The sequence below is a fragment of the Alteromonas sp. BZK5 genome, assembly GCF_014349115.1.
GTDB classification, from domain to species: domain Bacteria; phylum Pseudomonadota; class Gammaproteobacteria; order Enterobacterales; family Alteromonadaceae; genus Alteromonas; species Alteromonas macleodii.
In genome coordinates this window covers 41,777-68,375 of the sequence record NZ_JACSOE010000018.1, presented here as the reverse complement: position 1 = coordinate 68,375, position 26,599 = coordinate 41,777, and the positions used below count along the sequence as shown (strand labels likewise).

General features: G+C 45.9%; 23 protein-coding genes. 21 read left to right on the top strand and 2 right to left on the bottom strand.

The window, feature by feature from the left end:
* From flhB to BIZ39_RS07500, 19 genes are all read left to right on the top strand, one after another.
* Complete coding sequence (gene flhB, locus BIZ39_RS07590) at positions 1-1,125, top strand: flagellar biosynthesis protein FlhB (protein ID WP_187446715.1); 1,125 nt, start codon at positions 1-3, stop codon at positions 1,123-1,125.
* Between the two features lie 272 nt (positions 1,126-1,397).
* Positions 1,398-3,497 (top strand): flagellar biosynthesis protein FlhA, encoded by a 2,100-nt coding sequence (gene flhA, locus BIZ39_RS07585; RefSeq protein WP_187446714.1) that lies wholly within the window; start codon positions 1,398-1,400, stop codon positions 3,495-3,497.
* A 29-nt stretch (positions 3,498-3,526) separates the two neighbouring features.
* On the top strand, positions 3,527-4,936 hold the full coding sequence (gene flhF, locus BIZ39_RS07580; RefSeq protein WP_187446713.1) for a flagellar biosynthesis protein FlhF: 1,410 nt from the start codon (positions 3,527-3,529) through the stop codon (positions 4,934-4,936).
* Positions 4,937-4,941: 5 nt separating this feature from the next.
* Complete coding sequence (locus tag BIZ39_RS07575) at positions 4,942-5,808, top strand: MinD/ParA family protein (RefSeq protein WP_014948648.1); 867 nt, start codon at positions 4,942-4,944, stop codon at positions 5,806-5,808.
* On the top strand, positions 5,805-6,536 hold the full coding sequence (locus BIZ39_RS07570; RefSeq protein ID WP_187446712.1) for an RNA polymerase sigma factor FliA: 732 nt from the start codon (positions 5,805-5,807) through the stop codon (positions 6,534-6,536). Before BIZ39_RS07575 ends, BIZ39_RS07570 begins: the two co-directional genes overlap by 4 nt.
* A gap of 36 nt (positions 6,537-6,572) precedes the next feature.
* A complete protein-coding gene (cheY, locus tag BIZ39_RS07565; protein ID WP_012517682.1) occupies positions 6,573-6,956 on the top strand; it encodes a chemotaxis response regulator CheY in 384 nt (127 codons plus the stop codon).
* A gap of 34 nt (positions 6,957-6,990) precedes the next feature.
* Positions 6,991-7,746 carry a protein phosphatase CheZ gene (locus tag BIZ39_RS07560; RefSeq protein WP_187446711.1) on the top strand — a complete coding sequence of 252 codons (756 nt, stop codon included), beginning with the start codon at positions 6,991-6,993 and terminating at the stop codon, positions 7,744-7,746.
* Between the two features lie 12 nt (positions 7,747-7,758).
* Positions 7,759-9,993, top strand: a complete 2,235-nt coding sequence (locus tag BIZ39_RS07555; RefSeq protein ID WP_187446710.1) for a chemotaxis protein CheA — start codon at positions 7,759-7,761, stop codon at positions 9,991-9,993.
* A 28-nt stretch (positions 9,994-10,021) separates the two neighbouring features.
* Positions 10,022-11,152, top strand: a complete 1,131-nt coding sequence (locus BIZ39_RS07550) for a chemotaxis response regulator protein-glutamate methylesterase (protein ID WP_187446709.1) — start codon at positions 10,022-10,024, stop codon at positions 11,150-11,152.
* A gap of 28 nt (positions 11,153-11,180) precedes the next feature.
* Positions 11,181-11,945: a ParA family protein gene (locus BIZ39_RS07545; protein ID WP_014948652.1), complete on the top strand. Its 765-nt coding sequence runs from the start codon at positions 11,181-11,183 to the stop codon at positions 11,943-11,945.
* Between the two features lie 7 nt (positions 11,946-11,952).
* Positions 11,953-12,759, top strand: a complete 807-nt coding sequence (locus tag BIZ39_RS07540) for a chemotaxis protein CheW (protein WP_187446708.1) — start codon at positions 11,953-11,955, stop codon at positions 12,757-12,759.
* Between the two features lie 17 nt (positions 12,760-12,776).
* A complete protein-coding gene (locus BIZ39_RS07535) occupies positions 12,777-13,268 on the top strand; it encodes a chemotaxis protein CheW (protein WP_014948654.1) in 492 nt (163 codons plus the stop codon).
* Positions 13,269-13,327: 59 nt separating this feature from the next.
* Positions 13,328-13,762 (top strand): DUF2802 domain-containing protein, encoded by a 435-nt coding sequence (locus BIZ39_RS07530; RefSeq protein WP_168532404.1) that lies wholly within the window; start codon positions 13,328-13,330, stop codon positions 13,760-13,762.
* Positions 13,763-13,874: 112 nt separating this feature from the next.
* On the top strand, positions 13,875-14,813 hold the full coding sequence (gene metA / locus BIZ39_RS07525; protein ID WP_039224879.1) for a homoserine O-succinyltransferase MetA: 939 nt from the start codon (positions 13,875-13,877) through the stop codon (positions 14,811-14,813).
* A 3-nt stretch (positions 14,814-14,816) separates the two neighbouring features.
* The gene (locus tag BIZ39_RS07520; protein ID WP_061094485.1) at positions 14,817-15,884 is read left to right on the top strand and encodes a homocysteine S-methyltransferase family protein; all 1,068 of its coding nucleotides are present in this window, start codon (positions 14,817-14,819) and stop codon (positions 15,882-15,884) included.
* A gap of 9 nt (positions 15,885-15,893) precedes the next feature.
* Entirely contained in the window at positions 15,894-18,518 is a 2,625-nt protein-coding gene (gene metH, locus BIZ39_RS07515; protein WP_187446707.1) for a methionine synthase, read from the top strand.
* Positions 18,519-18,541: 23 nt separating this feature from the next.
* Complete coding sequence (locus BIZ39_RS07510) at positions 18,542-19,132, top strand: DUF938 domain-containing protein (protein WP_187446706.1); 591 nt, start codon at positions 18,542-18,544, stop codon at positions 19,130-19,132.
* A 79-nt stretch (positions 19,133-19,211) separates the two neighbouring features.
* The gene (locus BIZ39_RS07505) at positions 19,212-19,496 is read left to right on the top strand and encodes a pyrimidine/purine nucleoside phosphorylase (protein WP_014948660.1); all 285 of its coding nucleotides are present in this window, start codon (positions 19,212-19,214) and stop codon (positions 19,494-19,496) included.
* 488 nt (positions 19,497-19,984) lie between these two features.
* On the top strand, positions 19,985-22,006 hold the full coding sequence (locus tag BIZ39_RS07500; RefSeq protein ID WP_187446705.1) for a methyl-accepting chemotaxis protein: 2,022 nt from the start codon (positions 19,985-19,987) through the stop codon (positions 22,004-22,006).
* 135 nt (positions 22,007-22,141) lie between these two features.
* On the opposite strand, the gene BIZ39_RS07495 is transcribed toward BIZ39_RS07500, so the two are convergent.
* Both BIZ39_RS07495 and BIZ39_RS07490 read right to left on the bottom strand, forming a co-directional pair.
* Complete coding sequence (locus BIZ39_RS07495) at positions 22,142-23,029, bottom strand: LysR family transcriptional regulator (RefSeq protein WP_061485053.1); 888 nt, start codon at positions 23,027-23,029, stop codon at positions 22,142-22,144.
* Between the two features lie 17 nt (positions 23,030-23,046).
* Positions 23,047-24,015, bottom strand: coding sequence for a hydrogen peroxide-inducible genes activator (locus BIZ39_RS07490; RefSeq protein WP_187446704.1), 969 nt, complete (start codon positions 24,013-24,015; stop codon positions 23,047-23,049).
* Between the two features lie 158 nt (positions 24,016-24,173).
* Between BIZ39_RS07490 and BIZ39_RS07485 the strand changes: the two genes are divergently transcribed.
* Positions 24,174-24,827 (top strand): carbonic anhydrase, encoded by a 654-nt coding sequence (locus tag BIZ39_RS07485; RefSeq protein ID WP_014948664.1) that lies wholly within the window; start codon positions 24,174-24,176, stop codon positions 24,825-24,827.
* An 11-nt stretch (positions 24,828-24,838) separates the two neighbouring features.
* A complete protein-coding gene (locus BIZ39_RS07480; RefSeq protein WP_049587661.1) occupies positions 24,839-26,476 on the top strand; it encodes a SulP family inorganic anion transporter in 1,638 nt (545 codons plus the stop codon).
* Positions 26,477-26,599 lie beyond the last annotated feature (123 nt).

Genomic DNA, 26,599 nt, shown 5'->3' with positions numbered 1-26,599 from the left:
ATGGCAGATTCAAGCGAAAAAACAGAAGACCCCACGGGGAAAAAACTCGAAGATGCCCGAAAAAAAGGGCAGCTAGCCCGTTCCCGTGAACTCTCTTCGACCCTAGTACTTATCGTCAGTGCTTTTATGTTTTTGTTTGTGGGCGGGTGGATTGCTGAATCTGTTTTTAAACTTACTCAGAGAATGTTCATTCTCTCTCGTGACGAGACCTATGATATCACCCACATGTTTGGCGCATGGGGTGAAGCCTTTTCGGCAGTAGGTCCTGCCGTGCTGCTATACATGGCTGTGGCAATGATAGCGGGCATTTATGGCTCTATCGCCCTTGGCGGTTTTAACTTTACCTGGGAAGGTGCAAAACCTAAGGGTTCAAAAATGAGCCCTATTCAAGGCTTCAAGCGTATGTTCGGCATGAACGGCTTGGTTGAGTTACTCAAGTCTATAGCAAAAGTGGTGGTCATAATTGGCATGGCCATCGGAGCGTTACTGTTCTTTGAAGATGAAGCGCTCCACCTTGATATGGAGCTTTATCCGGGAAACATCTTTCACGCACTCGACATGCTTAAGTGGGCGTTTCTTATTCTGGTGTGCGGCATGATCCCTATCGCGCTCATTGATGTGCCTTATCAAATGTATAAGCACAACAAAGAAATGAAGATGACCAAGCAAGAGGTTAAAGACGAACGGAAAAATGCGGAAGGCGACCCTATGGTTAAAGGTCGAATTCGCCGTCTGCAATATCAGGCTGCAACCAAGCGCATGATGCAGGAAGTCCCACAAGCAGATGTTGTAGTGACCAACCCTACTCACTTTTCTGTTGCTATTAAATATGACGAGAAGGGGGTAAGGGCGCCGGTTGTGGTCGCGAAAGGTGCTGATGAGCTAGCGATGCACATCAGAAAAATTGCTACCGCCAACGATGTGCCGTTGATCCCTTCACCCATGTTAGCGCGAGCCATTTTCTACTCCACTGAAGTGGACGATGAAATTCCTAACGCTTTATTTATGGCGGTAGCGCAGGTGCTTGCGCATGTTTATCAGTTAAAAGCGCACAAAGCAGGTAAGGGCAAACGTCCTAAGCCACTTAAACGGGATTTGCCTATCCCACCAGAGTACCGACACTAACCCAACCGCTAAATGGGTGAAAAATTGACTTTGAAGGCGGGGCATAGGTAAGAGCTGGCCCTAGAAATAGTGACGTAATTATAAACTGTTCATATGTCCCTCGGATACAAAATCTTAATCGCTCTATACAAGTCGCTGTAGACAGTAATCACGCATGATTACAGCTCGGATTTGGATAACTTTTACGTAATACACAAAGCTGGCACGTTAGTTGAAAACTCTCCTTCAGTTTCACATAAAGCGTCAATTTTCTGATAGAGAGACACCAAGCCATGCAGTTATCCGGTTATCTTCAGCGATTCGATAAAAATCAGCTGCAAAATTTTACCAGTGGTTTAGGCGCACCCATCGTCCTTTTGGCAATTATGGGCATGGTTATATTGCCTATGCCGCCATTCTTACTGGACGTGCTGTTTAGCTTTAATATTGCGTTGTCGCTAGTCATTATCTTGGTGGCTGTACTTACCCAGCGTCCAGTAGATTTCGGCATTTTCCCCTTGGTGTTACTTATCGCTACCGTATTGAGACTAGCGCTTAACGTGGCTTCTACTCGCGTTGTCTTACTTTACGGACATGAAGGCGGCGATGCAGCAGGTAAAGTTATCGAAGCCTTCGGTGAGGTCGTGATTGGTGGTAACTACGCCGTAGGTATTGTTGTTTTCGCCATTCTTCTTATTATCAACTTTAAAGTTGTAACCGCAGGCGCAGGACGTATTTCGGAAGTAAGCGCTCGCTTTACGTTAGATGCTATGCCCGGTAAGCAAATGGCCATAGATGCTGATTTAAATGCAGGGTATATAGATCAAGATCAAGCACGTAAACGCCGTGAAGAGATTACCGCAGAAGCGGATTTTTACGGGTCGATGGACGGTGCGTCAAAATTTGTAAAGGGTGATGCGGTCGCAGGCCTTTTCATCATGCTGATTAATATTGTTGGTGGTCTTTTTATTGGCATGATTCAGCACGGGCTTTCATTCGGTAACGCTATAGAAATCTACACCATATTGACCATCGGTGATGGTTTGGTGGCGCAAATTCCTTCATTGTTACTTTCGGTCGCTACAGCCATTATCGTTACTCGTGAAAACGAGACTCAGGAAATGGGCAAAGAAATCCGCGGTCAGCTTGGTAATAATCAAGCTCTTTATATAGCCTCGGGCGTTCTATTTGTGATGGGTATCATTCCTGGGATGCCTCATATCGCATTCTTAGGGTTCTCATTCTTGATTGCAGGCTTTGCTTACTGGCAGTCGGTCCAAGAAAAGAGAAAGGCCGCAGAGCCCAAAGTGCCAGACAATGTGGTAAAAGATGAATCGGTTGCGCCTGAAGTGAAAGAGCTTGGCTGGGATGATGTTCAGCAGGTAGATACCATCGGATTGGAAGTGGGCTATCGCTTAATTCCTCTTGTCGATAAATCCCAGGGTGGCGAGTTGTTGACGCGCATTAAAGGCGTACGTAAGAAACTATCGCAAGAGCTGGGTTTCCTTATTCCGCCTGTCCACATTCGCGATAACTTGGATTTAGAGCCCAACACTTACACCATCGCTATGCAAGGCGTAACGATTGGGGATTCCATCATCAGTCACGATGAAGAACTTGCTATTAATCCAGGGCAAGTGTTCGGTAAATTAGAAGGGCGTGCCACCAAAGACCCCGCGTTCGGCTTAGACGCAGTATGGATTAAGCCCAACAAACGGGAGCATGCCCAAACCCTTGGGTACACAGTAGTAGACGCTGCGACCGTTGTAGCGACCCATTTAAGCCAATTACTCTCTAACAATGCATATCAATTATTAGGGCACGAGGAAGCCCAACAACTTCTTGATATGCTTGCCAAGCAGCATCCGAAACTGGTTGAAGGATTAGTACCAGACATTCTTCCGCTAAGCACCGTCGTGAAAGTACTGCAAACCTTATTGTTTGAAGGCGTGCCTATTCGCGATATGCGTACAATCGTGCAAACACTCAGTGAGTACGGCACGCGCAGCCAAGACCCCGATGTTTTAGTGTCTGCGGTGCGTATTGCCCTTAAACGTTTAATTGTCCAAGAAATTACTCAAGGTGCAAAAGAGATACCTGTCATAACCTTGGCGCCAGAGTTGGAACAGATGTTGCACCAGTCACTTCAAGCAGGTGGCGAAGATGGCGCTGGCATAGAACCAGGCCTGGCAGACAAGCTGCAAAAATCATTGCAGCAAGCCAGTCAGCAGCAAGAGTTAGAAGGAGAGCCTGCAGTACTCCTTACCTCAGGCATGCTACGACCCGTTCTGTCTCGCTTCTTAAAATATTCGGTTGTTGGGCTTCATGTTCTGTCTTACCAAGAAGTGCCTGACGACAAACAAATAAAAATAGTCAGTTCGGTCGGTCAATAATCTGACACTGGGTGATTGGAGAGGTTGCAATGAAAATTAGACGTTTCTTCGGCAAAGATATGCGTGAGGCGTTAAGCCAAGTTAAAGCTGAATTGGGCAGTGACGCTGTGATCATGTCAAATCGCAAAGTTGCTGACGGTATTGAGCTTGTCGCAGCCTACGACAAAGAGCCTGAAGCGAAGTTGTTTACGCCGAAAGCGTCTCCACAAGCCGCTACAAAAACACCTGGTCAAAAGGCAGTGCCTAGCTTGAGCGAAATCATTGGTGACGACGGTCCTGATAGCCTTAAAGCACTGCTAGAAAAGCAGCACGGTGGAAATAATGGCGTGACGAGTCCCGCGCAACCTAACCAACCAATGACAGCGAATGCTAAGCACGCCAATGAAATTGCTTCGCACTTAGACTTCTCAGAAGCCTTTATTGACGACGTAGAAGCCCAGCAGTCTTCTCATGAACCAGTTCGTCAGAACGCTTTCCCAGAGCATCAAGCGTCTAGTATGGATGATACCCCTGTGACGCAGTCAGCGGAGCTTGCGCAAATCAAGGAAGAGTTAGCGTCTCTTCGCGATGTATTGCAATATCAAGTGGCCGACTTGATGGAAGCTAAGAACAAACGTCAAAAACCTGTTCATCAATATCTAATCACCCGTTTAACCGATATGGGGTTAAGCAACGCGTTAGCGAAACAGCTTATTAGCTATACGCCGTCACATTACAACGAACGAGATGCATGGGTATATCTTCTTAACCTATTGGCTAATCGCATAAATGTGACAGGAAACGATATACTTAGCGCACAAGGTGCTGTTGCATTAGTAGGACCAACAGGTACCGGTAAAACAACTACCGTTGCGAAACTTGCTGCCCGCTATGCGCAGAAATACGGTGCAGAGTCGGTTGCGATGATTACCATTGATACGTATAGAATTGCCGCCTATGAGCAGCTAGCGACATACGGAAAGATTATTGGCTGCACGGTGAGAAAAGCGCAGACTAGTGAAGAACTTGCGGATTTATTATTCCAACTTCGTCATAAGCGACTAGTATTGATTGATACGGCTGGATTTAGTCAAAGAGATAGTCGATTAATTAAACAAATTAAGCAGTTTGATAACGGACAAATGCCAAATGTTAAAAAATATTTGGTAGCGCAAGCAAATACGCAATATCCTGCTTTGCAGAGAATCATTCAAGCGTATGATGATATTGAACTAAGTGGCTGTATTTTCACAAAGTTAGATGAGTGCTACTCTTTAGGAGAGGTGCTTAGTGCAGCGGTTGAATACCAATTACCGGTTAGTTATGTCACCGATGGTCAAAAAGTACCTGAAGACATTAAGATTGCAGAAGCGAAATCTTTGGTTTCCGCTGCTGCAAAGCTTTATAAAAAGTACGGTTTGAATCATACTAGTGGTAACAACGCAATTAAAACAGCATAAGCAGTATGATTGACGACCAAGCGAGTAGCTTAAGAAAAATGAAGCAATCACGGTTAATCAAAGTAATCGCCGTCACCGGTGGCAAAGGTGGCGTAGGTAAAACAAACATTACATTGAACACCGCTATCGCCATGGCGAAGCAAGGTAAACGTGTAATGGTTCTCGATGCGGACCTCGGTCTTGCTAACGTAGACGTTATGTTAGGTTTGCGTGTTGAGAAAAACTTATCCCACGTGCTTTCCGGCGAATGTACACTTGATGAAGTATTAGTGACCGGTCCGCACGGAATAAAGATTGCCCCTGCCACATCAGGCACGCAGTCGATGGCAGAATTGTCGCCAACGCAACACGCTGGCCTAATTCGTGCCTTTAGTGAGCTACGCTCGCAAATTGACGTGCTTATTGTTGATACAGCGGCAGGTATTTCAGACATGGTGTTGAGCTTTTCAAAAGCCTCACAAGACATCATGGTCGTTGTGTGTGACGAGCCTACTTCATTGACAGATGCGTATGCATTGATAAAAATTCTGAATAGAGAGCACGGTGTTTTCCGCTTCAAAGTTGTGGCTAATATGGTGCGCGACGTGCGAGAAGGCCAAGAACTATTTAGTAAATTAAGCAAAGTGACAGGGCGTTTTTTAGATGTTGCACTAGAATTAGTGGCGACAGTACCGTTTGACGAGAACATTCGTAAAGCAGTGCGTAAACAAACTGCCATTGTCGATGCTTACCCAGGTTCACCGGCAGCCGTTGCAATAACACAGTTGGCAAGTAAAGCCTTAACATGGCCTATTCCAGCGCAGCCAGGTGGCCATTTAGAGTTTTTCATTGAACAATTAGTTGCAGAAAAAGCCGTAGGAAGTCAGCGTTGAACAGCAAGGCAGCCGCTTATCAACAACAAACCGATAAAGCGCAGTTAGTCGAAAGACATGCGCCATTGGTTAAGCGTATAGCGCATCACTTGATAGCGCGATTGCCGGCTAGTGTTCTTGTAGACGATTTAATTCAATCAGGCATGATTGGATTATTAGAAGCCGCGCGAAACTTTGATGGCTCCAAGGGTGCCAGCTTCGAAACCTTTGCAGGTATTCGCATCCGCGGTGCTATGCTAGATGAAATTCGCAAAGGGGATTGGACACCGCGTTCAGTTCACCGAAATGGCCGAGCGATCACTGAAGCAATTTCGCAAGTAGAAAGCGAAACAGGTCGCGATGCTAGAGATTCTGATATTGCTGATAAGCTTAATGTAAGCTTGCAGGACTATCACCAAATGCTTAATGAAGTAAATGCCGGAAAGCTGTTAGGTATTGAAGATTTAGGTGTGTCAGAAGATGTTATTTCGACAGAGCAAAATCGAGGTAGCGACGCACCACTGGAAGATTTAATGCAAGGCGCTTTCCAAAAAGCGCTTGCCCATGCAATTACGACATTACCTGAAAGAGAAGCGATTGTACTTTCGCTGTATTATGATGAAGAGCTGAACCTAAGAGAAATTGGTGAGGTTCTTGATGTAAGTGAATCGAGAGTCAGTCAAATTCACAGTCAGGCCATGTTAAAACTCAAATCACGAATGAAGTCGTGGCAAGCTGACGAAGAATAGAAATTAATAACAATTAACCCCTCACTGGAGGCTATTTTGGACAAAAGCATGAAAATTCTCGTGGTCGATGATTTTTCAACCATGAGACGTATCATCAAAAACCTACTTAAAGATTTGGGTTTTTCCAACATCCAGGAAGCGGATGACGGAAGTACTGCATTGCCTATGTTGCAGCAAGGTGATTTCGATTTCGTAGTTACCGATTGGAACATGCCTGGTATGCAGGGTATTGACTTGCTTCGCGCGATTAGAGCCGATGACAAACTCAAGCACCTACCAGTACTTATGGTTACTGCCGAAGCGAAGAAAGAGCAAATTGTAGCCGCAGCGCAAGCAGGTGTTAATGGCTACGTTGTTAAGCCGTTCACTGCAGCAACACTTAAAGAAAAATTAGATAAAATATTCGAACGTTTAGGTTGATCCAGACGCTCACCAGAGAAATGAGGTTTACTGGATGTCAACGAGTGTAAACGTTCCAATTTCGTTGGAAGAAGCAAAACAGCTTGTCACCTACCTTGAAGAGGGTGATAACGATTCAGCCAATGCCCTATTAGAAGCGGCCTCAATGAAAGAAAACGTTGAGTTATTTGCCGAAGTAGGGAAACTGACGCGTCAGCTCCATGACGCGCTGAATAATTTCCAAATAGACGACCGCATTAAACATCTCGCGACCGATGATATTCCCGATGCACAATCCCGCCTAACCTACGTAATTGAAGAAACTGAAAAAGCTGCTAATACTACTATGGATGCCGTTGAAGCGAGCATGCCTATAGCTGAAATGCTGTCGGCGCGCATCGAAAAGGTTATGCCTGAGTGGAAGAAGCTGATGAATCGCCAAATAGAGTTGGGTGAATTCAAGGCTTTATGCGCAGACTTAGACGAATTGTTGGAAGAAGGTTCGGCACAGTCAGCTAAACTTACACAGTTACTTACAGAAGTATTGATGGCTCAAGGTTATCAAGACTTAACTGGTCAGGTTATTCGCCGCGTTATCGACTTGGTTAAAGAAGTGGAAGACAGCTTAGTTAACATGCTTACCATGTTTGGTGAACGCGACGGTGCAGAACAAACTAAACCATCCAGCGTTAAGGCCGATAAGGTTGATGGTGTAGAGGCAGAAGGCCCTATCATTGATGCCGATAATCGCGACGACGTCGTGTCAGGCCAAGATGATGTAGATGATCTTCTGTCTAGCTTAGGTTTTTAGGGGAGCGGGCGCATGTCGTTTGATGTTGACGAGGATATATTACAGGACTTTCTAGTTGAGGCTGGAGAGATACTTGAACAATTACAAGAACAGCTCGTTGATCTTGAGAACAATCCTGAAGATGCGGATTTGCTGAATGCAATTTTCCGTGGTTATCACACAGTTAAAGGGGGAGCAGGGTTCCTGTCTCTTACCGAGTTAGTAGAAATTTGTCACGGTGCGGAAAACGTCTTTGACGTAATGCGTAACGGTCAACGAACACTAACCCCTGAACTGATGGATATTATTCTGCAAGCCACAGATGTTGTGGTTGAAATGTTTGAACGAGTGAAAGCTCGGGATCCATTAGAGCCAGCAGATGCACACCTAGTAGACTTGTTACACAAACTAAGTCGCCCGGAATCTCCAGATGAGAATATTTTTGGTGAACAAAGCGCGCCGGCGTCAGAACCTGAGCCCGCGATTGAAGAGCCAGAATTAGTTGTTGAAGAGCCTACTGCACAGGCACCAAGTTCTGGTGATAGCGGCGGTATTGACGAAATCACTGAAGATGAGTTTGAAGCGCTGCTTGATGAGCTTCATGGCTCTGGGGCACCAGGACAGTCCTCAGCGGCTAAAAGCGAACCTGCAAAGGCTGCTGCACCTGCTGCCGATAGTGATAACGACGATATCACCGACGAAGAATTTGAAGCGCTGCTCGATGATTTACATGGCAAAGGCAAGTTTGGTGGTGAAGAAGCTGCGCCAAAGGCAAATACACCAGCTCCAGCACCAGTTACGCCGAGTGCAGCTGGTGATGAAGAAATCACCGATGACGAATTTGAAGCACTGCTTGACCAACTGCATGGCTCAGGGCAAGGGCCTACCAAGCAGGGAGCCGTTTCAAAGGCGCCAGAGCCTCCTGTAGATAAGGCAGCAACAGAAGCGGTTCAAAAAGCGAAACAAGCAGCGCCAGCTGCGCCAAAAGCGACGCCTGCTCCTAGCGCCGCAGCGCCAGCTAAAGCAAGCGCACCTGCTGCACCAAAAGCAGCGCCTAAAAAAGATGAGAAGAAGGCGGCACCAGCTGCCCCTCCTGCTGAGACTACAGTACGTGTAGATACCAAGCGCCTTGACCAAATTATGAACATGGTGGGTGAACTCGTACTAGTGAGAAACAGGCTAATAAGCTTGGGTATCAACAGTAACGACGAAAGCATGTCCAAAGCCATTGCCAACTTAGATGTGGTAACGGGCGACTTGCAAGGTGCGGTAATGAAAACCCGCATGCAACCTATCAAGAAGGTGTTTGGTCGTTTCCCTCGCGTTGTTCGAGACCTCGCTAGAAGCTTGAAAAAAGAAATAACCCTTGAGCTTGTGGGTGAGGAAACTGATTTAGACAAAAACCTGGTTGAAGCACTGGCCGATCCACTTGTGCACTTGGTGAGAAACTCCGTCGACCATGGTATTGAAATGCCTGATGACCGTGCTGCAGCGGGTAAGCCGCGCATGGGTACGGTTCAGCTATCGGCATCTCAAGAAGGCGATCATATTCTTCTAACCATCGAAGATGATGGTAAAGGAATGGATCCTGAAAAGCTTAAAGAAATTGCTATTAGTCGCGGTGTACTAGACGCAGACGCAGCAGCACGGATGTCGGATGTTGAAGCGTTTAACTTGATATTCGCGCCAGGGTTCTCAACCAAAACAGAAATTAGTGATATTTCTGGTCGCGGTGTGGGCATGGACGTGGTTAAGACCAAAATTAACCAACTTAACGGCACCGTGAACATTGATTCACAGCTAGGAAAAGGCACGCGACTGGATATCAAAGTTCCGCTAACGCTAGCCATTCTTCCGACGCTAATGATTGTTGTAGGAAAACAAACCTTTGCGTTACCATTAGGTGCGGTGAACGAAATAATAAATATGGACATCAAAAAGACCAACACGGTCGATGGCCAGCTAACAATGATAGTTCGTTCAAAAGCAATTCCGTTGTTCTTCCTTGGTGAATGGTTGATTCGAGGTCCCAAAAACATCGATAGAGAAAAGGGACACGTTGTTGTGGTGCAAATTGGTACACAACAAGTAGGATTCGTAGTAGACGCGCTAATAGGCCAAGAAGAAGTGGTTATTAAACCTCTTGATGCATTATTGCAAGGCACGCCTGGTATGGCGGGAGCCACGATTACATCAGACGGTGGAATTGCACTAATTTTAGATATTCCGAGCCTGCTTAAACGGTATGCGCGTAAACCCATCAAGTAAGGCGATGAATTAACAGGAATAATAATCCATGGTCTTTAAAGTCCTTGTCGTGGACGACTCGACTTTTTATCGTCGTCGAGTAAAAGAAATACTCGATGGCGATAGGGAACTTGAAGTTGTTGGGGAAGCGAGAAATGGGCGCGATGCACTTGAAAAAGCAGATGCGCTTAAGCCGGATGTGATAACGATGGATGTTGAAATGCCTGTCATGGACGGCATTTCAGCTGTAAAGGCTATAATGGACAAACGGCCTACACCTATTCTTATGTTTTCTTCGCTTACGCATCATGGTGCGCAAGCGACATTAGATGCGTTAGAAGCGGGCGCGCTCGATTTCTTACCTAAGAAATTTGAAGATATCGCGCAGGACAGAAAAGACGCATCGCGCTTGTTGTGTACAAAGGTACGCTTAATAGCGCGTCGTGGTATTGGTCTTAAGCGTCCGTCGTTTCGCTCTACAGAGGCAAGAAAGCTTCCTGATAATGCGCCAAAGCAGGCGTTTTTTAAAACATCAGGGTTGCTATCAGGGCATAAAGACGCAGCCAAACAACCAACCGTTTCGTCTGTAAGAGCGACGGGAAAGCACTACAAGTGTTTAGCAATTGGGGCTTCTACAGGCGGGCCTGTGGCGCTTCAGAAAGTGCTGTCTCCTTTACCTGCAGAGTTTCCATACCCCATTTTGCTTGTACAACACATGCCTGGAACATTTACTACGGCATTTGCACAGCGTTTAGACACAAACTGTAAGATTAGAGTAAAAGAAGCCGAGCACGGCGACATTCTAAAACCAGGTCATGCGTATCTTGCTCCCGGTGGGAAGCAAATGTTGCTAGAAACCATAGGTGCGAATAAACGCATTGCCATTGTTGATGCAAGTGCGAGTGACAAGGTGAATTATAAGCCCAGTGTTGATCTCACTTTCAGTTCTCTGGCTAAAGCTTATGGTGGGGATGTATTAGGAATTATATTAACGGGTATGGGGGCTGACGGCAGAGAAGGATGCCGAATGCTCAAGGAAAAAGGCGCAATGATTTGGGCTCAAGACCAAGATTCCTGTGTTGTGTACGGTATGCCTCAAGCTGTAGCCGTTGCCAATATATCCAGTAAAAATATAAACATTGATGATATGAGCAGTTGCGTTCAAACCGAAATGCGATAGCAGTTTGAACCGTAATGGAACAGCAAATATGAAAGTGTGGACAGTAGCAAATCAAAAGGGTGGCGTAGGGAAGACAACCACTACGGTGAGCCTTGGTGGCTTGCTTGCACAGCAGGGCAAGCGAGTGCTCATGATTGATACTGATCCACATGCATCGCTGAGTTATTACTTCGGTATCGATGCAGAAGCGTCAAGTCATTCAGTTTACGATATTTTTATTAAGTCTAATGACATTACGGCCGATAATGTTATGGATTGTCTGTGCCCGACAAAGTTAGACAACTTATATGTGCTTCCTGCAACAATGGCGCTCGCGACCTTAGATAGAACGATGGGTAGCGAACAAGGTATGGGCTTAGTCCTAAAAAAAGCGTTGGCAAAAATTGCAGGAGAATTTGATGTTGCTATCATCGATTGCCCTCCAGTGCTTGGGGTGCTGATGGTTAACGCTCTTGCAGCGTGTGACAAGGTTATCGTGCCTACCCAAACAGAATATCTGGCGCTTAAAGGGCTAGACAGAATGATTCGTACCATGGAAATCATGGGACGTTCGTTGGACAAATCCTTTGATACTGTGATTATTCCAACTATGTTTGACAAGCGCACTAACGCGGCGCTTGCATCGCGAAAGCGCTTAATGAATGACTATGGTGAGCGCGTGTGGGAAGGGGTTATTCCCGTCGACACGCACTTCAGGGATGCAAGTTTAGTACAGCTTCCCATTTCCGCAGCGTACCCCAAAACACGTGGTGTGTCTGCGTACGAGAAACTATTAGCGGTATTGGAGAAATAACGAGAACATGAGCAAGCAATCGCCTTTTGCCCGTGAAGAAGTGATGGAGGCATACCTTGATAGTCTCCTCAAAGAGCCAGAAGCACCGGAAGATGTGACTGCGCGCACGGCAAAATTGCTCGAGCAGGCTTCTCAGCAGATGGCTGAAACGGCGCTTGCTTCTACCGCCAATGATAGTGAGCCGCAATCGAATGAACAAGAAGCGATAGCGGAAAAGGTTACATCGTTAATTGAAACGCAAAAAGCAGGGACAATTGAAGATGAACAGCAACAGTCTCACACAGAAACTTTAGTAGAAAATGAACAAGAGGCTGCGTTAAACCGCTCTGAAAAAACAAAAGTTCCACTAAAGGATACTCTCGGTTTTCGCTTTCAGGCGCTATTCTTTGAGGTTGCAGGGTTAACACTTGCGGTGCCTTTGACGTCGCTAGGTGGGATCCACCAAATTGAGAAGATTGGCCCTTTATTTGGAAAACCTGATTGGTTTATGGGTGTAATGTTGCACAGAGAGTCTAAACTAAGTGTTGTTGACTCTGCAAAATGGGTAATGCCAGAAAAATATGACGAAAACCTCGCACAATCGCTTAACTACCGATATCTTATAATGTTAGGGGAAAGTGCGTGGGGGCTGGCTAGTGAAAAGCTAGTCAATACGATCAATTTGACTACCGATGATGTTAAATGGCGCGAGTCCACAGGTAAGCGTCCCTGGTTAGCAGGGATGGTTAAAGAAAAAATGTGCGCGTTAATTGACGTTGAAGAATTAATATCTATGCTTAACAAAGGCTTAGGCAGTAACGACCAGACGCCATAGTATTGGGAGCCAGGTTCATGAGCGACGAAAGAATAAATAATAACGCCACCGACAGCAACGACGAAGTCCTTCAATGGGTAACGTATCGCTTAGGTGAAGAAACTTACGGTATCAACGTGATGCAAGTTCAAGAGGTCTTGCGTTATACCGAAATAGCCCCTGTACCCGGTGCACCTGACTATGTACTTGGTATTATCAATCTGCGTGGTAACGTAGTAACGGTTATCGATACACGTGCTCGTTTCGGATTACCGCCAACAGAAATTACTGATAATACCCGTATCGTTATTATTGAGTCTGACGAGCAGGTAGTTGGTATTCTGGTGGATAGTGTCGCTGAGGTGGTTTACTTGAAATCTTCAGAGATTGATAGTGCCCCTAACGTAGGTACTGAAGAGAGTGCTAAGTTTATCCAAGGTGTAAGTAACCGCGACGGCGAACTGCTTATTCTTGTAGATCTTAATAAATTGTTAAGCGACGAAGAGTGGGATGAGCTTAGCAACATCTAAATAAATGAATAGGCGGTATTGACTATAATACTGCCTACATTTCCCCAAGGGTTATGTCCATGGATTGGCAGCTTGCTGCACCTACCTTATTAGAACTCATACTGTGTATTCTTGTAGTTATACTCATCGCCGCGATGGGTGTGCTGCATTCACACATTAAGCAGTTGCGTTCTGCATTAAGCGAAAGCGAACATGCTAACGCAGAGGCTATTGCCCGCACTGAAGCCCTTGCTAAAAATGCAAATAATCAACAAACTGAGGCGCAAGCACGCACCTTGGTGATCACTCGACACCTTCAAGAGTTAGACGAAAAGCAAACTGATATTGAAAACCAGCTTCGAGAACTCAAGCTTCAAGATCCTTCCCTACGCCTATATCAGCGTGCGGCGGACTTAGTCAAGCAAGGCGCTAGCATTGATGAAATTATTGAAGCCTGCGACATTCCTCGTGCCGAAGCTGAGATGTTGGTAATGGTGCATAAACAAAATAATTAGTATTTTTGAGCACCAGAGAAAAAAAACGTTTAGACGTCTAGACGTAAAGATGTTGACATATCGCCAGTTATAGACACAATACAGATATTGTAATTTATCACTGGAGCCCTCTATGCCAATTCGTATTCCTGAGCAGTTACCCGCGCAGAATGTACTACTAGGTGAAAATATTTTTACCATGGACATGGACAGGGCTGCCAATCAGGATATTCGTCCTCTTGAAGTCGGTATTCTTAATTTAATGCCGAACAAGATAGAAACAGAGGTACAGTTACTTCGTCTATTATCGAACACGCCACTGCAAATAAACGTGGATTTAATTCGAATTGATAATCAAGCGCCGAAGAATACCCCCCAATCGCACATGGATGCTTTCTATCACGACTTTTCAGCGGTAGCGAATAAGAAATACGATGGCCTTATTGTCACCGGTGCGCCTCTCGCGCTTATCGATTACGAGGAAGTAAAGTACTGGGAAACCATGACCACCATATTGGAGTGGGCGCAGCGTCACGTGAACTCAACCCTTTACTTGTGTTGGGCTGCCCACGCCGCCATGTATCACTTTTACGGCATTACACGAGAGCTTAGAGACGAAAAGTTTTCAGGTGTCTTTAAACACAAAGTGAATGACCCGAATAATGAGCTATTAAGGGGCTTTGATCCTTCTTTTTACGCACCACATTCCCGTTATGGGCATATTAACACCTCGTTGTATAACAGCGTCGATGGACTTAGTGTTGTTGCAGAGTCTGACGATGTAGGCGCTTATATTGTGGCGTCAGAAGATAAGCGCATGGTATTTGTAACGGGTCACCCGGAATACGATCCAGATACACTTAAAGATGAGTATTTTCGAGATATTGCCGCGGGACAAACGCCAGTAATTCCAAAAAACTATTTTGAAGGGGATGATCCAGCCAAGTCTCCTATTGTACAGTGGCGCTCACACGGTAGCCTATTGTTTACAAACTGGCTGAATTATTATGTCTATCAGACCACGCCTTACGATTTAAGTCAGCTTGCTGAAAAGTCACAGCCAAAGAGGTAGCACGTGAGCCAAAGACCAAATTCTAGCGCGCAAGCAACGCTTACAGAAGCCGCTAAAAAGCGCATCCTTATATTAGATGGCGCCATGGGCACCATGATCCAGCGCCATAAGTTAGAAGAAGAAGATTATCGCGGAACACAGTTTGCCGACTGGCACTGCGATGTTAAGGGTAACAACGATTTGCTGGTTCTTACCCAGCCCGATATCATCTATCAAATTCACTGTGATTACTTTGAAGCTGGCGCGGACATTATTGAAACGAATACGTTTAATGCTACGACTATCGCTATGGCCGATTACGATATGCAGGCTCAATCCCGTGATATTAATTTAGCTGCAGCTAAATTGGCGCGTAAAGCTGCCGATGAGTTCACAGCAAAGACACCAGACAAACCCCGTTTCGTGGCAGGTGTACTTGGCCCAACAAATCGCACTGCTTCAATTTCGCCTGACGTTAACGACCCAGGCAAACGCAATGTTACTTTTGACGAACTCGTGGAAGCGTATAGCGAGTCTACCGAAGCGCTCATTGAAGGCGGTGCAGATTTAATCATGCTCGAAACCATCTTCGATACACTTAATGCGAAAGCGGCAGCCTATGCGGTAGAGTCGGTTTTTGAAAAGCTGGGTATATTGCTGCCCGTTATGGTGTCTGGCACGATTACCGATGCCTCAGGGCGCACGCTGTCTGGTCAAACCGCGGAAGCGTTTTATTATTCCATGCGACACATCAGTCCATTCTCATTCGGCTTAAACTGTGCTCTTGGACCAGACTTACTGCGCCAATACGTAGATGAAGTTGCTACTGTTAGTGAGTGCTTAATTTCAGCGCACCCTAACGCTGGTTTACCCAACGAGTTTGGTGAATACGACATGGAAGGCCCTGAAATGGCCGAGCACATCAAAGAATGGGCGCAGTCTGGGCTAGTGAATATTGTAGGTGGCTGCTGCGGCAGTACGCCGGAACACATTCGCGATATTGCTAACGCGGTCAATGGAATTGCGCCAAGAAAAGTGCCACAGTTTGAACCCAAAATGCGTTTGTCAGGCCTAGAGCCGTTTGTACACTAGGAGGGCATTATGAGCGCAGAATTTTCTACATTTATTAATATCGGTGAGCGTACCAATGTAACAGGCTCCGCTCGTTTTAAACGACTTATTCTTGAAGGTGATTATGAAACTGCACTTGATGTCGCAAGGCAACAAGTAGAGAACGGCGCGCAGATCATCGATATCAATATGGATGAGGCCATGCTTGATTCTAAGCAGGCCATGATCACCTTTTTGAACCTAATCGCCTCTGAGCCTGATATTAGCCGCGTACCTATTATGATCGATTCGTCTAAATGGGATGTTATCGAAGCAGGACTTAAGTGTGTACAGGGCAAAGCGATTGTTAACTCTATTAGCTTAAAAGAAGGGGAAGCGCTCTTCTTAAACCAAGCCAAGCTAATAAAGCGTTATGGTGCAGCAACCGTAGTGATGGCGTTTGACGAGACCGGCCAGGCCGATACACAAGCTCGAAAAGTAGAAATTTGTCAGCGTAGCTACAAGCTGCTGACAGAAGAAGTCGGCTTTCCACCTGAAGATATTATTTTTGACCCTAACATTTTCGCAGTAGCGACGGGTATTGAAGAGCACGATAACTACGCGGTTGATTTTATTGAAGCTACCCGTGAGATACGTAAAACCTGCCCGTACTCTCATATTTCCGGCGGTCTTTCTAATATTTCGTTCTCGTTCAGAGGTAACAACCCGGTACGTGAAGCTATGCACTCGGTATTCCTATATCACGCTATTCGAGCGGGTATGGATATGGCTATTGTGAATGCAGGTCAGCTAGAGGTATATGACGAAATACCGGCTGAACTTCGAGATGCGGTTGAAGACGTGATTTTAAACCGCAGAAGTGATGCCACTGAACGCTTGCTCGATATTGCACCGAACTATCAAGGCGATGGAAAGGCTGCCGCAAAAGAAGATTTATCCTGGCGCGAGCAAGAGGTTAATAAGCGCTTAGAGCACGCCCTAGTTAAAGGGATCACCGACTACATCATTGATGACACCGAAGAAGCACGTCAGCAAGCTGAGCGTCCATTACACGTTATTGAAGGGCCGTTAATGGACGGCATGAACGTGGTGGGAGATTTGTTCGGCGAAGGTAAAATGTTCCTTCCTCAGGTAGTAAAGTCGGCACGTGTAATGAAAAAAGCGGTAGCCCATTTACAGCCATACATTGAAGAAGAAAAGTCAGACGACGCTAAAAGTAACGGCAAAATTCTATTAGCGACGGTAAAGGGCGACGTTCACGATATCGGTAAAAATATTGTTGGCGTGGTACTTCAGTGTAATAACTTTGAAGTGATTGATCTTGGCGTAATGGTGCCAGCGGCGACAATTTTACAAACCGCTAAAGATGAAAACGTTGATATGATAGGCCTGTCGGGCCTTATTACACCTTCACTAGATGAAATGGTTCACGTTGCCAAAGAAATGGAGCGTCAGGGCTTTGATATCCCGCTGCTTATTGGCGGTGCGACGACGTCTAAAGCGCACACTGCGGTAAAAATTGAACAAAACTACCATGCGCCTGTAGCCTATGTTCCAAATGCGAGTAGAGCAGTAGGCGTATGTCAGCGCCTTCTAAACAAAACGTCCCGCGATATTTACGCGCAGGAATTGGCAAAAGAATACGATACGGTACGTGAACAGCACGCCCGTAAAAAGCCGCGCAGCAAGCCGGTGACGTTAGAACAGGCCAGAGAAAACGCTTTTAAGCCAGATTTTACGACTTTACCAGTAAAACCTGCGAACCTAGGTGTAACACCGGTAACCGCCGATTTGGCTACGCTGCGCAACTACATTGATTGGACGCCATTTTTCTTAACCTGGTCTTTGGCAGGCAAGTACCCACGTATACTTGAAGATGAGGTGGTGGGAGAGCAGGCAAAGTCACTATTTAACGACGCCAACGCCATGCTGGATAAAATTATCGAAGAGAACAGCCTTCAGGCGAAAGGCGTTATCGGCTTGTTTCCTGCCAACCGCGTTAATGACGATGTTGAAATTTATACCGATGAGTCGAGAAACCAGATTCAAGGTGTTGCCCATCACTTGCGTCAGCAAACCCTAAAAGACAAATTCGCTAATTATTGTTTAGCAGACTTTGTAGCTGAAAAGTCGAGTGGCATAAATGATTATGTGGGCGCTTTTGCCGTCACCGGCGGTATAGGTGAAGACGAGCTTGCTGATAGCTATATTCAGACTGGCGATGACTACAACGGCATTATGGTTAAAGCGGTGGCAGACAGGCTTGCCGAAGCGTTTGCGGAATATCTGCACGAGCAAGTGCGTAAGCATTACTGGGGTTACGCCGCTGACGAATCACTAAGTAACGAAGAACTTATTCGCGAAAAATACCAAGGCATTCGACCGGCACCAGGCTACGCCGCGTGTCCCGAGCATACTGAAAAGCAGCTTATTTGGGATTTGTTGTCAGCAGAGCAGCATACAGGTATGAAGCTTACGGAAAGTTACGCCATGTGGCCGGGGGCGTCAGTATCGGGTTGGTATTTTGCTCACCCTGATGCCAAATACTTTGCTGTCGCCAAAATTCAAGCCGACCAAGTAGAAGATTACGCCACACGTAAAGGCTGGACCTTAGAAGAAGCTGAAAAGTGGTTGGGTCCAAACTTAAGTGATTAATGCTGATTAGGCAGGTAACGTGTATGCAGATCGAAAAGCCTTTTAGTCAGGCTTGTGAGAACAACAAGCGCGCAATTTTGAGCGTGCTTGAACGTAAATTTGCCAATTGCCGACAGGTATTAGAGATAGGGAGTGGAACAGGTCAGCACGCCGTATTTTTGGCTGAGCATTTGCCCCATCTTATTTGGCACACAAGCGACCAACCACACTATCACGAAGGCATTGCCACGTGGCTGAGTGATTCAAATACGGGGAATGTGAAACCTCCCATTGCATTCACCGTTGGGCAAGATGACTTTCCCAACCTCGACATAGACGGGATTTTTACGGCAAACACCGCGCATATCATGCAAAAAGAAGAGGCGAAGCTACTCATGGAATCAGTAGCGTTGCACTTACCCAAAAGGGGCGTATTCTGTCAGTATGGCCCTTTTACACATAGTGGTAAGTTTACTTCTGAAAGTAACCAAGCCTTCCATACTTCGCTTTTAGCGCGTGGTTATGGTGGCTACCGCGATATCAATGAGCTTACAGCTTGGGCAGGCGAGTTAAGCTTGCAAGACATAATCGACATGCCCGCCAATAACCATATGCTTATTTGGCAAAAACGCTAAAGAAGTATCAAGGCTGCAGCACTTTGCTTTAAAAACAGTTAAAGCAAAGAAAGTCAGCACTCACATCAAAGGAGTAACTATGAGCTTTAAAGTAAACCATTATTTCGACAATAAAGTGAGCTCGATTGGGTTTGAATCTGCGAACGGCCCCTGCACCTCGGGCGTGATGTCGCCGGGTGAATATACATTTTCTACATCACAAAAAGAGCTAATGAAAGTGGTTGAAGGTGAGCTAGTTGTGAAGCTTCCGGGAAGTGACGAATGGCAATCTTTTGCTACAGGCACCAGCTTTAATGTACCCGCCGATGCTTCTTTTGACGTAAAAGTGTCTACGCCTACCGCTTATCTTTGCTTTTACAGCTAATTCTTAAAAGCGTTCAATTCACTCTGTATTTAAACTTTCGTAGAATTGACTTTCAGAGGTTGTAAAATTTCTCTGTATATCTCAAAGTATTAGAAGTGCAAGCGAGCTCGGCTCACTTGCGCTTTTATACTAATAAAACTAAACCTGAAATGTGTGCGAATTATCAGGGCCTGTTGACCTTTGATGTACGAATTTTGGTCTAAATGGAAGCCTTTTAATCGCGAAACATTCCTGCAAGCCTAGTGGGCTAAGTTAAAGGGCTGTGACAAAGAGTAAAAGGCTTCCATAACGACCCCTTCGGGCAGCGCCTTTGTGCCATCTATACTGCGTTGAATGTTTTCGACTTAGAACCACTAAACCGTCAAACATCCGCCTTGTCTAGATGGCACAAAGACCGCTGCAAAAATGTACAACAAAGGTCAACAGGCCCTAGTGCTGGAATACACTTTTCACACGTTGTGGCGTTTAGTAAACAATGAGAAGTACAAATGAAATCCATATCACTCCAAAAAAAGTTCATGCTTATCGTTGGCGGTAGCATAGCTTTGATGTTACTCATTACGGCGTTTTTCTTAGTCAATACCGTTGCAGATAACACCCGCAGTCGCGTAGAAAAAGAGCTTAAATCCTTAGTTGCACGTGAGGCTAATGACGTTGAAGGCTTCTTCGCAACCTATGGCGGCGTTGCTAGAGCGTTCCTAAGTAGTCCTTTTCTACAAGATTTTTTTACGCGCCATAACACGCGAGGGGCGCCCGAAAGCCAACTGGCTCAAACTGAAGATATCTATGCCACATTTGAGGGCATCAGCAGCCAAGATCCCATTATTAAATCGGCGTTCTTTGGTTCAGCTAAGACGGGTGAATATTTCTATGAAGAGGGTCGAGTCGGCGTCGACACTTCGGGTTCTGATGCTGGCAATCCTAACGCCGGTTACTTTGCAACTAAACGTCCGTGGTTTACCACTGCCGTTGAAAAAGGAAAGCTATATGTAACGCCTCCTGCTGTCGATTCCCAAGATGGAAGCGTATCTGCAGTAGTACAAACCCCGATATACAAAAATGGAGCGTTATTAGGCGTTGGCGGGGTCGATATTCTTATTAGCACGGTGGGTAAGGTCATAGATGCCATTCGTTATGAAGAACAAGGCACGGCGTTTTTACTCGATGAAAACCAAAACATTGTTTACTTTCCCAAACAGAGCAAAGCGTTGCCACTAAGCTCCTCTATTCGCAACTTTGACAGCGTGTTTGATAGCACTGAAGGATTTGGCAAGTTGGCAAGTAATATAGCGGCTAATGAATCTGGTATTGTGCACGTTACCTGGAAGGGGGAAGACTATGTTGCGGTTTTTGAGCACGCTCAGTTAACTAACCCACAAATGAATTGGTCGCTGGGCATTCTTATCCCTGCAAGCATCATTGATAGCCCTATAAATAATGCAATTACTACGGCAATTATCGTCGCCTTTGTGATTATTGGATTAATAGCGCTTATTACTTATTTTGCGAGTGCTAAAGTCACGCAGCCTTTGGTCGAAATGCGCAACGCAATGGCGGAAATAGCGCATGGCGACGGCGACTTAACCAAGCGTCTGGAAGTTAAGAGTAACGACGAAATCGGTGCGCTAGCCATAGAGTTTAATACCTTTACTGATAAACTAAGATCATTGCTAAAGGATACTGCCGCTAACACTAAGGCTGTTTCTGATGCAGCGGATCACCTTCGAGATGTGAGTCACGCGACTAGCAAGGAAATTAACCAAGAGCGTAGTCAGGTGGACAATGTGTCTACGGCAGTCACGCAGATGGCTGCTACCGTCGTTGAAATTTCTAAAAATGCGGCACAGTCCAGTGACGCTGCGACTAAAGCAGATGAATTGGTACAAGCCGGCAGTGAGCAAGTGCAAGATGCCATGAGGGAAATTCGCGCGCTGGCTGACGCCATCAGTCAGGGTGTTGAAGTTGTGGGCGGATTGAGCAAAGAGTCAGATAGCATCGGTGCTGTAGTCGATGTAATTAACAGCATAGCTGAACAAACTAATTTACTGGCATTAAACGCAGCCATTGAAGCGGCGAGAGCCGGTGAACAGGGGCGCGGCTTTGCCGTTGTTGCAGATGAAGTTCGCTCATTAGCAAGTCGTACACAAGAATCGACGACTGATATACGAAAAATGGTAGAGCGATTGCAGGCGATGTCTGAGCAGACCAACAGTGTTATGCAGGAAGGACAATCCCGTTCTCAATCTGGTGTCGATAAAACGGAGAAAGTGGTCGAAACGCTTAAAGACATTACCCAGTCTATAGGTTTGGTTCACGAGCAAAGTACTCACATAGCACTTGCGACCGAGCAGCAAACGGAGGTGGCGCAAGATATTAATAAGTCGCTCGTAGCTATCACTGGTTTAAGTGATAAAACTAGTCAGCATGCAGAAGAGTTAGCTGTGGAAGCTACGCAGCTAAGTGCCGTTTCTGGTGACTTAAAAGAATTGGTGGGGCAGTTTAAAATTTAGCGCCTTTCATACCGTTAACCGCGCATAATGCGCAATAGTCTTTAATTAGAGCGTTTTCGCTTGCCAACATTGTTGGCAAGCGAGTTGTTTTATTCCTTAGTTTGACATAAATTTCCGAAATAAAGTTTGGAAAACCTATGGCTTGTGCATTTGCGAAAGGGCAATGAAATCATCTACAAACCCCAATACGTCCTGCGCTTTTCTATGACCCAAGTACAGCGTTTTTGATACGCCTTGTTCACCAAGCGACCGACAAGTCAGGAGATCGCTTTCTTTTGATTCATCAATTAACCATTTAGGTAGCGCAGTAACACCACGTCCCGCTGCTACCATTTGTAAGATGATCTCTGTGGTTTCAATCGTTTTATGTTGCCTCACTGTGCAATTGGCAGGAGTAAGAAAATGCGTGAATACGTCCAGTCGACTGAGTTCTACGGGGTAGGTGATAAGCGTCTCATTGCTTAAGTCTTTCGGTGTAACAAATGGTTTCTCTGCCAAAGGGTGGTGCTTATCCATTACCAACACTTGTTCATATTCGAACACTGGCGTGTAGGTAATGGTTTCAAGTGAAAGAGGGTCTGGCGTGAGCAATATATCAATATCGTACCCGTGAAGCGCTTGTAAACCGCCAAAAGAGAACGCTCGGCGTACATCGACATCAACATCTGGAAAGGCTTTCAAAAAAGGCGCCACTACCTTGAGCAACCATTCAAAACACGGGTAGCACTCCATCCCAATGCGTAATATGCCCTGTTTACCATCGGCGAATCTGCGTAATTGGGCTTCAGTATGCTCAAACTGGGGTAAAACTCGGTGAGCTAAGCCCAATACACTCTGACCCGCCTGAGTCAGCGTGAGTCTTCTGCCGTCTTTTTTCCAAAGCGGTACGTCAAAATGGGCTTCCAACTTTTTCATTGCGTGGCTTAACGCTGACTGGGTTAGAAAAAGCGATTTTGCCGCTTCTGTCATCGTGCCTTCAGCATCTATCGCTCTTACTATTCGTAAATGTTGTCTATCAATCATAATAAATTACAACCAGTTTAACGTTTTGGAAGAGGGCTTGGAGCAGCACTGACTATAGTCACGGCGTCCGACAGGCGAGTTTCAATTATCTCTTTTATGATAATTGATATTTCTCTAAAGGTCTTTCGTCCAGGCGCAGTGTTTCTCCACGCTAATGAGTGCTGACGCTCAATAGGCATATCGGCAATCTCACACACGTGTAACGCTTCAGGCTTGTGCAACTCAGAATGAATATAAAGCCCTGGTAGGAACGCTACACCCATGCCCATTACCACCATTTGACGCAAAGTATCGAGGCTGGTGCCCTCATAATCACGCTGTAAATCTGCCCCAATCTCATCGCAAATGCGCTGCACTTGATGATGAAAGTGATGTCGGTCTTCGAGTGTTAACACTTTCTCGCCGCTTATTTCTTCTGGCTTAACATAGGCTTTTCCTGACAATTTGTGATCAGAAGGCGTGACGAATTTTAAAGGCTCTTTGAAGAGTGGTTGCGTGATCAATTGAGAGTTTTCGCCCGAAAGTGGGGAAAGAATTAGGTCATATTCACCACGCAGTAGACCGTGTTGCAATGCGTTAGGGGCGCCTTCTCGAACATAGAAGCGCAAGCCGGGCTTCCGTTTGTGCAGATCTGGTAGCACAAAGGGAAGTAAATAAGGCCCTAGCGTTGGCGGTATCCCTAACCGGTAGGTTACAACTTCACCCTCGGACAAGTCTCGTGCAACTTCGCTGAACCGTTGAGAGGCCTGCAGCACCTCTTCCGCTGCATCAAGCAATGCTTTACCTTGGGGAGATAACAGCGTTCCTGTGCGTGAACGTTCAAAAAGCGTTAGCCCTAATAGGTTTTCTAGCGCACTGATCTGACTGGTCAGAGTAGGCTGACTAATTCCCAGTATTCCCGCTGCTTGCCTGAAGCTTAGGTATTTAGCCACTGCAACAAAATAGCGGATTTGGTTAATTGACGGGGTCTTTCCGTTGAATTGCATGGTGAAAATGGCTCTCTCTTACTATGCTTATGGGTAGTGTTACGTAAGCAGTGATAGTATTTAGCTATCGCGAGTTAGTATATTAAACTATTAGTCTATCAGGTGAAACTGGCGTAATTACATAATCATTACAATTATTAAAAAATTGGGAGTTATATATGGATCACGTTATCTCAGGTGTTGCCAAATTCCAGAAAGAAGTTTACCCAAACAAAAAAGCTACGTTTCAAAAACTAGCTACTGGGCAGAACCCTGAAGTGCTTTTCATTACGTGCTCTGATTCACGTATCGACCCGAATTTAGTAACACAAACCGATCCGGGTGAGCTATTTATCTGTCGTAATGCGGGCAACATCGTACCTCCTCACAGCAACCAAACTGGTGGCATGACAGCGTCTATTGAGTTTGCAGTTGCAGCACTGGGCGTTTCTCACATTGTTATTTGTGGCCATACTGACTGTGGTGCAATGAAAGGCGCCATCAACCCTGAAGGCTTAAGTGCGCTACCGCATGTAAAAGAGTGGCTAGGTCATTGCCGTGTTGCCACTGAAGTTGTTAAAGAGCGCTGTGGCCATTCAGACCTTTCTATTGACGATCTAGAAGCGGTAACGAAAGAGAACGTTGTTCAGCAAATTCAGCACCTTCGTACTCACCCTGCTGTTGCTGCAAAAATTGCAACAGGTCAGGTTAAGCTTCACGGATGGGTATATAACATTGGTTCAGGTGAAGTGCTTTACTACAACACTGAGTCTGGCGAATTTGATGTAATGGACGAGTCTACTGCCGAAGCACAACTTGCTCGCGGTGAATAAGGTCTATAAGTATGGTAAAAATTAACCTTTCAAACCTACGAGGCGATTTTACCGGCGGTTTAACAGCCGGTATCGTTGCTTTACCACTGGCGCTTGCACTTGGTGTCGCGTCAGGCTTAGGTCCAATGGCGGGTCTGTACGGTGCTATTGCGGTTGGCTTCTTTGCCGCACTTTTCGGTGGTACACCAGCACAGATTTCTGGTCCAACGGGGCCTATGGTTGTTGTTCTTGCAGGCTTGTTCGCAAGTCTATCAGGCGACACCAGCCTTATATTCACAGCGGTGATATTGGCCGGTATATTCCAGATTGTTTTTGGTGTCCTTGGTATTGGTCAATACATTCGCCTAGTGCCTTACCCGGTAATATCGGGCTTTATGTCGGGCATCGGTGCAATCATCATTATTCTTCAAATCGGCCGCTTACTGGGCCATGAGCCTCCAGGTGGAACAATCGGCGCATTGACATACTTGCCAACCGCGCTTGCCGATATTGATTTTGCAACCTTGGCGTTAGGCCTTGGTACCTTGGTTATTGCCTACAAATGGCCACCGCAACTAGGCAAGTATGTGCCTGGTGCACTGGCTGCACTTATCATTGGCACGCTTGTAAGTTTAGCGTTGTCTGTGCCAATTCTTGGTGATATCCCGACGGGTTTACCTAGCCTTCACCTTCCAGTATTTGACCAAAGCAAAGCACTGCTTATTCTTGAAGCCGCGTTTATTCTAGCTGTGCTGGGAGCCATCGATAGTCTACTTACATCTCTTGTTGCTGATAACATGACGCGTACCCGTCACGATAGTAACAAAGAGCTAATCGGCCAAGGTATTGGTAATACATTTGCTGGTCTTATCGGCGGTATCGCAGGTGCAGGCGCAACGATGCGTACTGTTGTAAATATCCGTAGCGGTGGTAAGTACAACATTTCAGGTATGGTACACGCGCTAGTGCTTCTAGCAATTGTGTTAGGTCTTAGCCCGCTAGCAGCGCAAATTCCTCACGCAGTTCTTGCTGGTATCTTGGTTAAAGTTGGCTTAGATATCATCGACTGGAGTTACTTGAAGCGCGCTCACAAAGGCCCCCGTTGGGACTTCGGCCTCATGATTATGGTGCTTGCGCTAACGGTATTTGTAGATCTGATCACAGCAGTTGGTGTTGGCGTGGTATTCGCAGCATTAGCTTACGTTAAGCAAATCGCACAGCTGCAAATTGAAGAGCTTAAGAAAATCCCTGAGTCGTTAAACGACCCTAAAGAAAATGAGCTATTGGAATCTCTTAAAGACAAAGTATCAATCTTTAGTTTTGGCGGGCCACTAAGCTTTGGTGCGGCTGCCGATTTGGGCCACCACGTTCGTGAGCGTGTGAAACCGGGTTCTAAAGTCACCATTTTAGATTTCTCGCGCGTTCCACTTATGGATGTTTCTGCTGCGATGGCAGTTGATACAGTTACCTCAGATGCACTAGCGGCAGGTCGTCAGCTGGTTATTTGTGGTGCTAATGCAGAAGTCAATAAGGTGCTTGAGGGCGTAAACGAAGCGCACCCAGGTATCCCTAACTTTGACACGCTACACGACGCCTTGCTTTACGCAGAAAAGCAAGTAGCCGGGACTGAAAGCAAAAACACCCGTTTTCAAGCCGCAACGCAGTCGTAAAGTAATATCAAGGTAAAATAAACCTTTCCCTTTTGGCCCTCCTTAGTGAGGGCTTTTTTGTGTCTGTTAGGCAAAGATTTCTTTGCTAAATTTCTGGTCCGTTTATAGCTGGTGCGTGTTTAC

Coding starts and splice junctions, on each gene's coding strand:
- flhA (WP_187446714.1), top strand. CDS start 1,398: ATGCAGTTATCCGGTTATCTTCAGCGATTCGATAAAAATCAGCTGCAA.
- BIZ39_RS07490 (WP_187446704.1), bottom strand. CDS start 24,015: ATGCAATTCAACGGAAAGACCCCGTCAATTAACCAAATCCGCTATTTT.
- BIZ39_RS07530 (WP_168532404.1), top strand. CDS start 13,328: ATGGATTGGCAGCTTGCTGCACCTACCTTATTAGAACTCATACTGTGT.
- flhF (WP_187446713.1), top strand. CDS start 3,527: ATGAAAATTAGACGTTTCTTCGGCAAAGATATGCGTGAGGCGTTAAGC.
- BIZ39_RS07540 (WP_187446708.1), top strand. CDS start 11,953: ATGAGCAAGCAATCGCCTTTTGCCCGTGAAGAAGTGATGGAGGCATAC.
- BIZ39_RS07500 (WP_187446705.1), top strand. CDS start 19,985: ATGAAATCCATATCACTCCAAAAAAAGTTCATGCTTATCGTTGGCGGT.
- BIZ39_RS07555 (WP_187446710.1), top strand. CDS start 7,759: ATGTCGTTTGATGTTGACGAGGATATATTACAGGACTTTCTAGTTGAG.
- BIZ39_RS07505 (WP_014948660.1), top strand. CDS start 19,212: ATGAGCTTTAAAGTAAACCATTATTTCGACAATAAAGTGAGCTCGATT.
- BIZ39_RS07560 (WP_187446711.1), top strand. CDS start 6,991: ATGTCAACGAGTGTAAACGTTCCAATTTCGTTGGAAGAAGCAAAACAG.
- BIZ39_RS07495 (WP_061485053.1), bottom strand. CDS start 23,029: ATGATTGATAGACAACATTTACGAATAGTAAGAGCGATAGATGCTGAA.
- BIZ39_RS07575 (WP_014948648.1), top strand. CDS start 4,942: ATGATTGACGACCAAGCGAGTAGCTTAAGAAAAATGAAGCAATCACGG.
- BIZ39_RS07510 (WP_187446706.1), top strand. CDS start 18,542: ATGCAGATCGAAAAGCCTTTTAGTCAGGCTTGTGAGAACAACAAGCGC.
- metH (WP_187446707.1), top strand. CDS start 15,894: ATGAGCGCAGAATTTTCTACATTTATTAATATCGGTGAGCGTACCAAT.
- BIZ39_RS07485 (WP_014948664.1), top strand. CDS start 24,174: ATGGATCACGTTATCTCAGGTGTTGCCAAATTCCAGAAAGAAGTTTAC.
- BIZ39_RS07545 (WP_014948652.1), top strand. CDS start 11,181: ATGAAAGTGTGGACAGTAGCAAATCAAAAGGGTGGCGTAGGGAAGACA.
- BIZ39_RS07550 (WP_187446709.1), top strand. CDS start 10,022: ATGGTCTTTAAAGTCCTTGTCGTGGACGACTCGACTTTTTATCGTCGT.
- BIZ39_RS07480 (WP_049587661.1), top strand. CDS start 24,839: ATGGTAAAAATTAACCTTTCAAACCTACGAGGCGATTTTACCGGCGGT.
- BIZ39_RS07535 (WP_014948654.1), top strand. CDS start 12,777: ATGAGCGACGAAAGAATAAATAATAACGCCACCGACAGCAACGACGAA.
- metA (WP_039224879.1), top strand. CDS start 13,875: ATGCCAATTCGTATTCCTGAGCAGTTACCCGCGCAGAATGTACTACTA.
- flhB (WP_187446715.1), top strand. CDS start 1: ATGGCAGATTCAAGCGAAAAAACAGAAGACCCCACGGGGAAAAAACTC.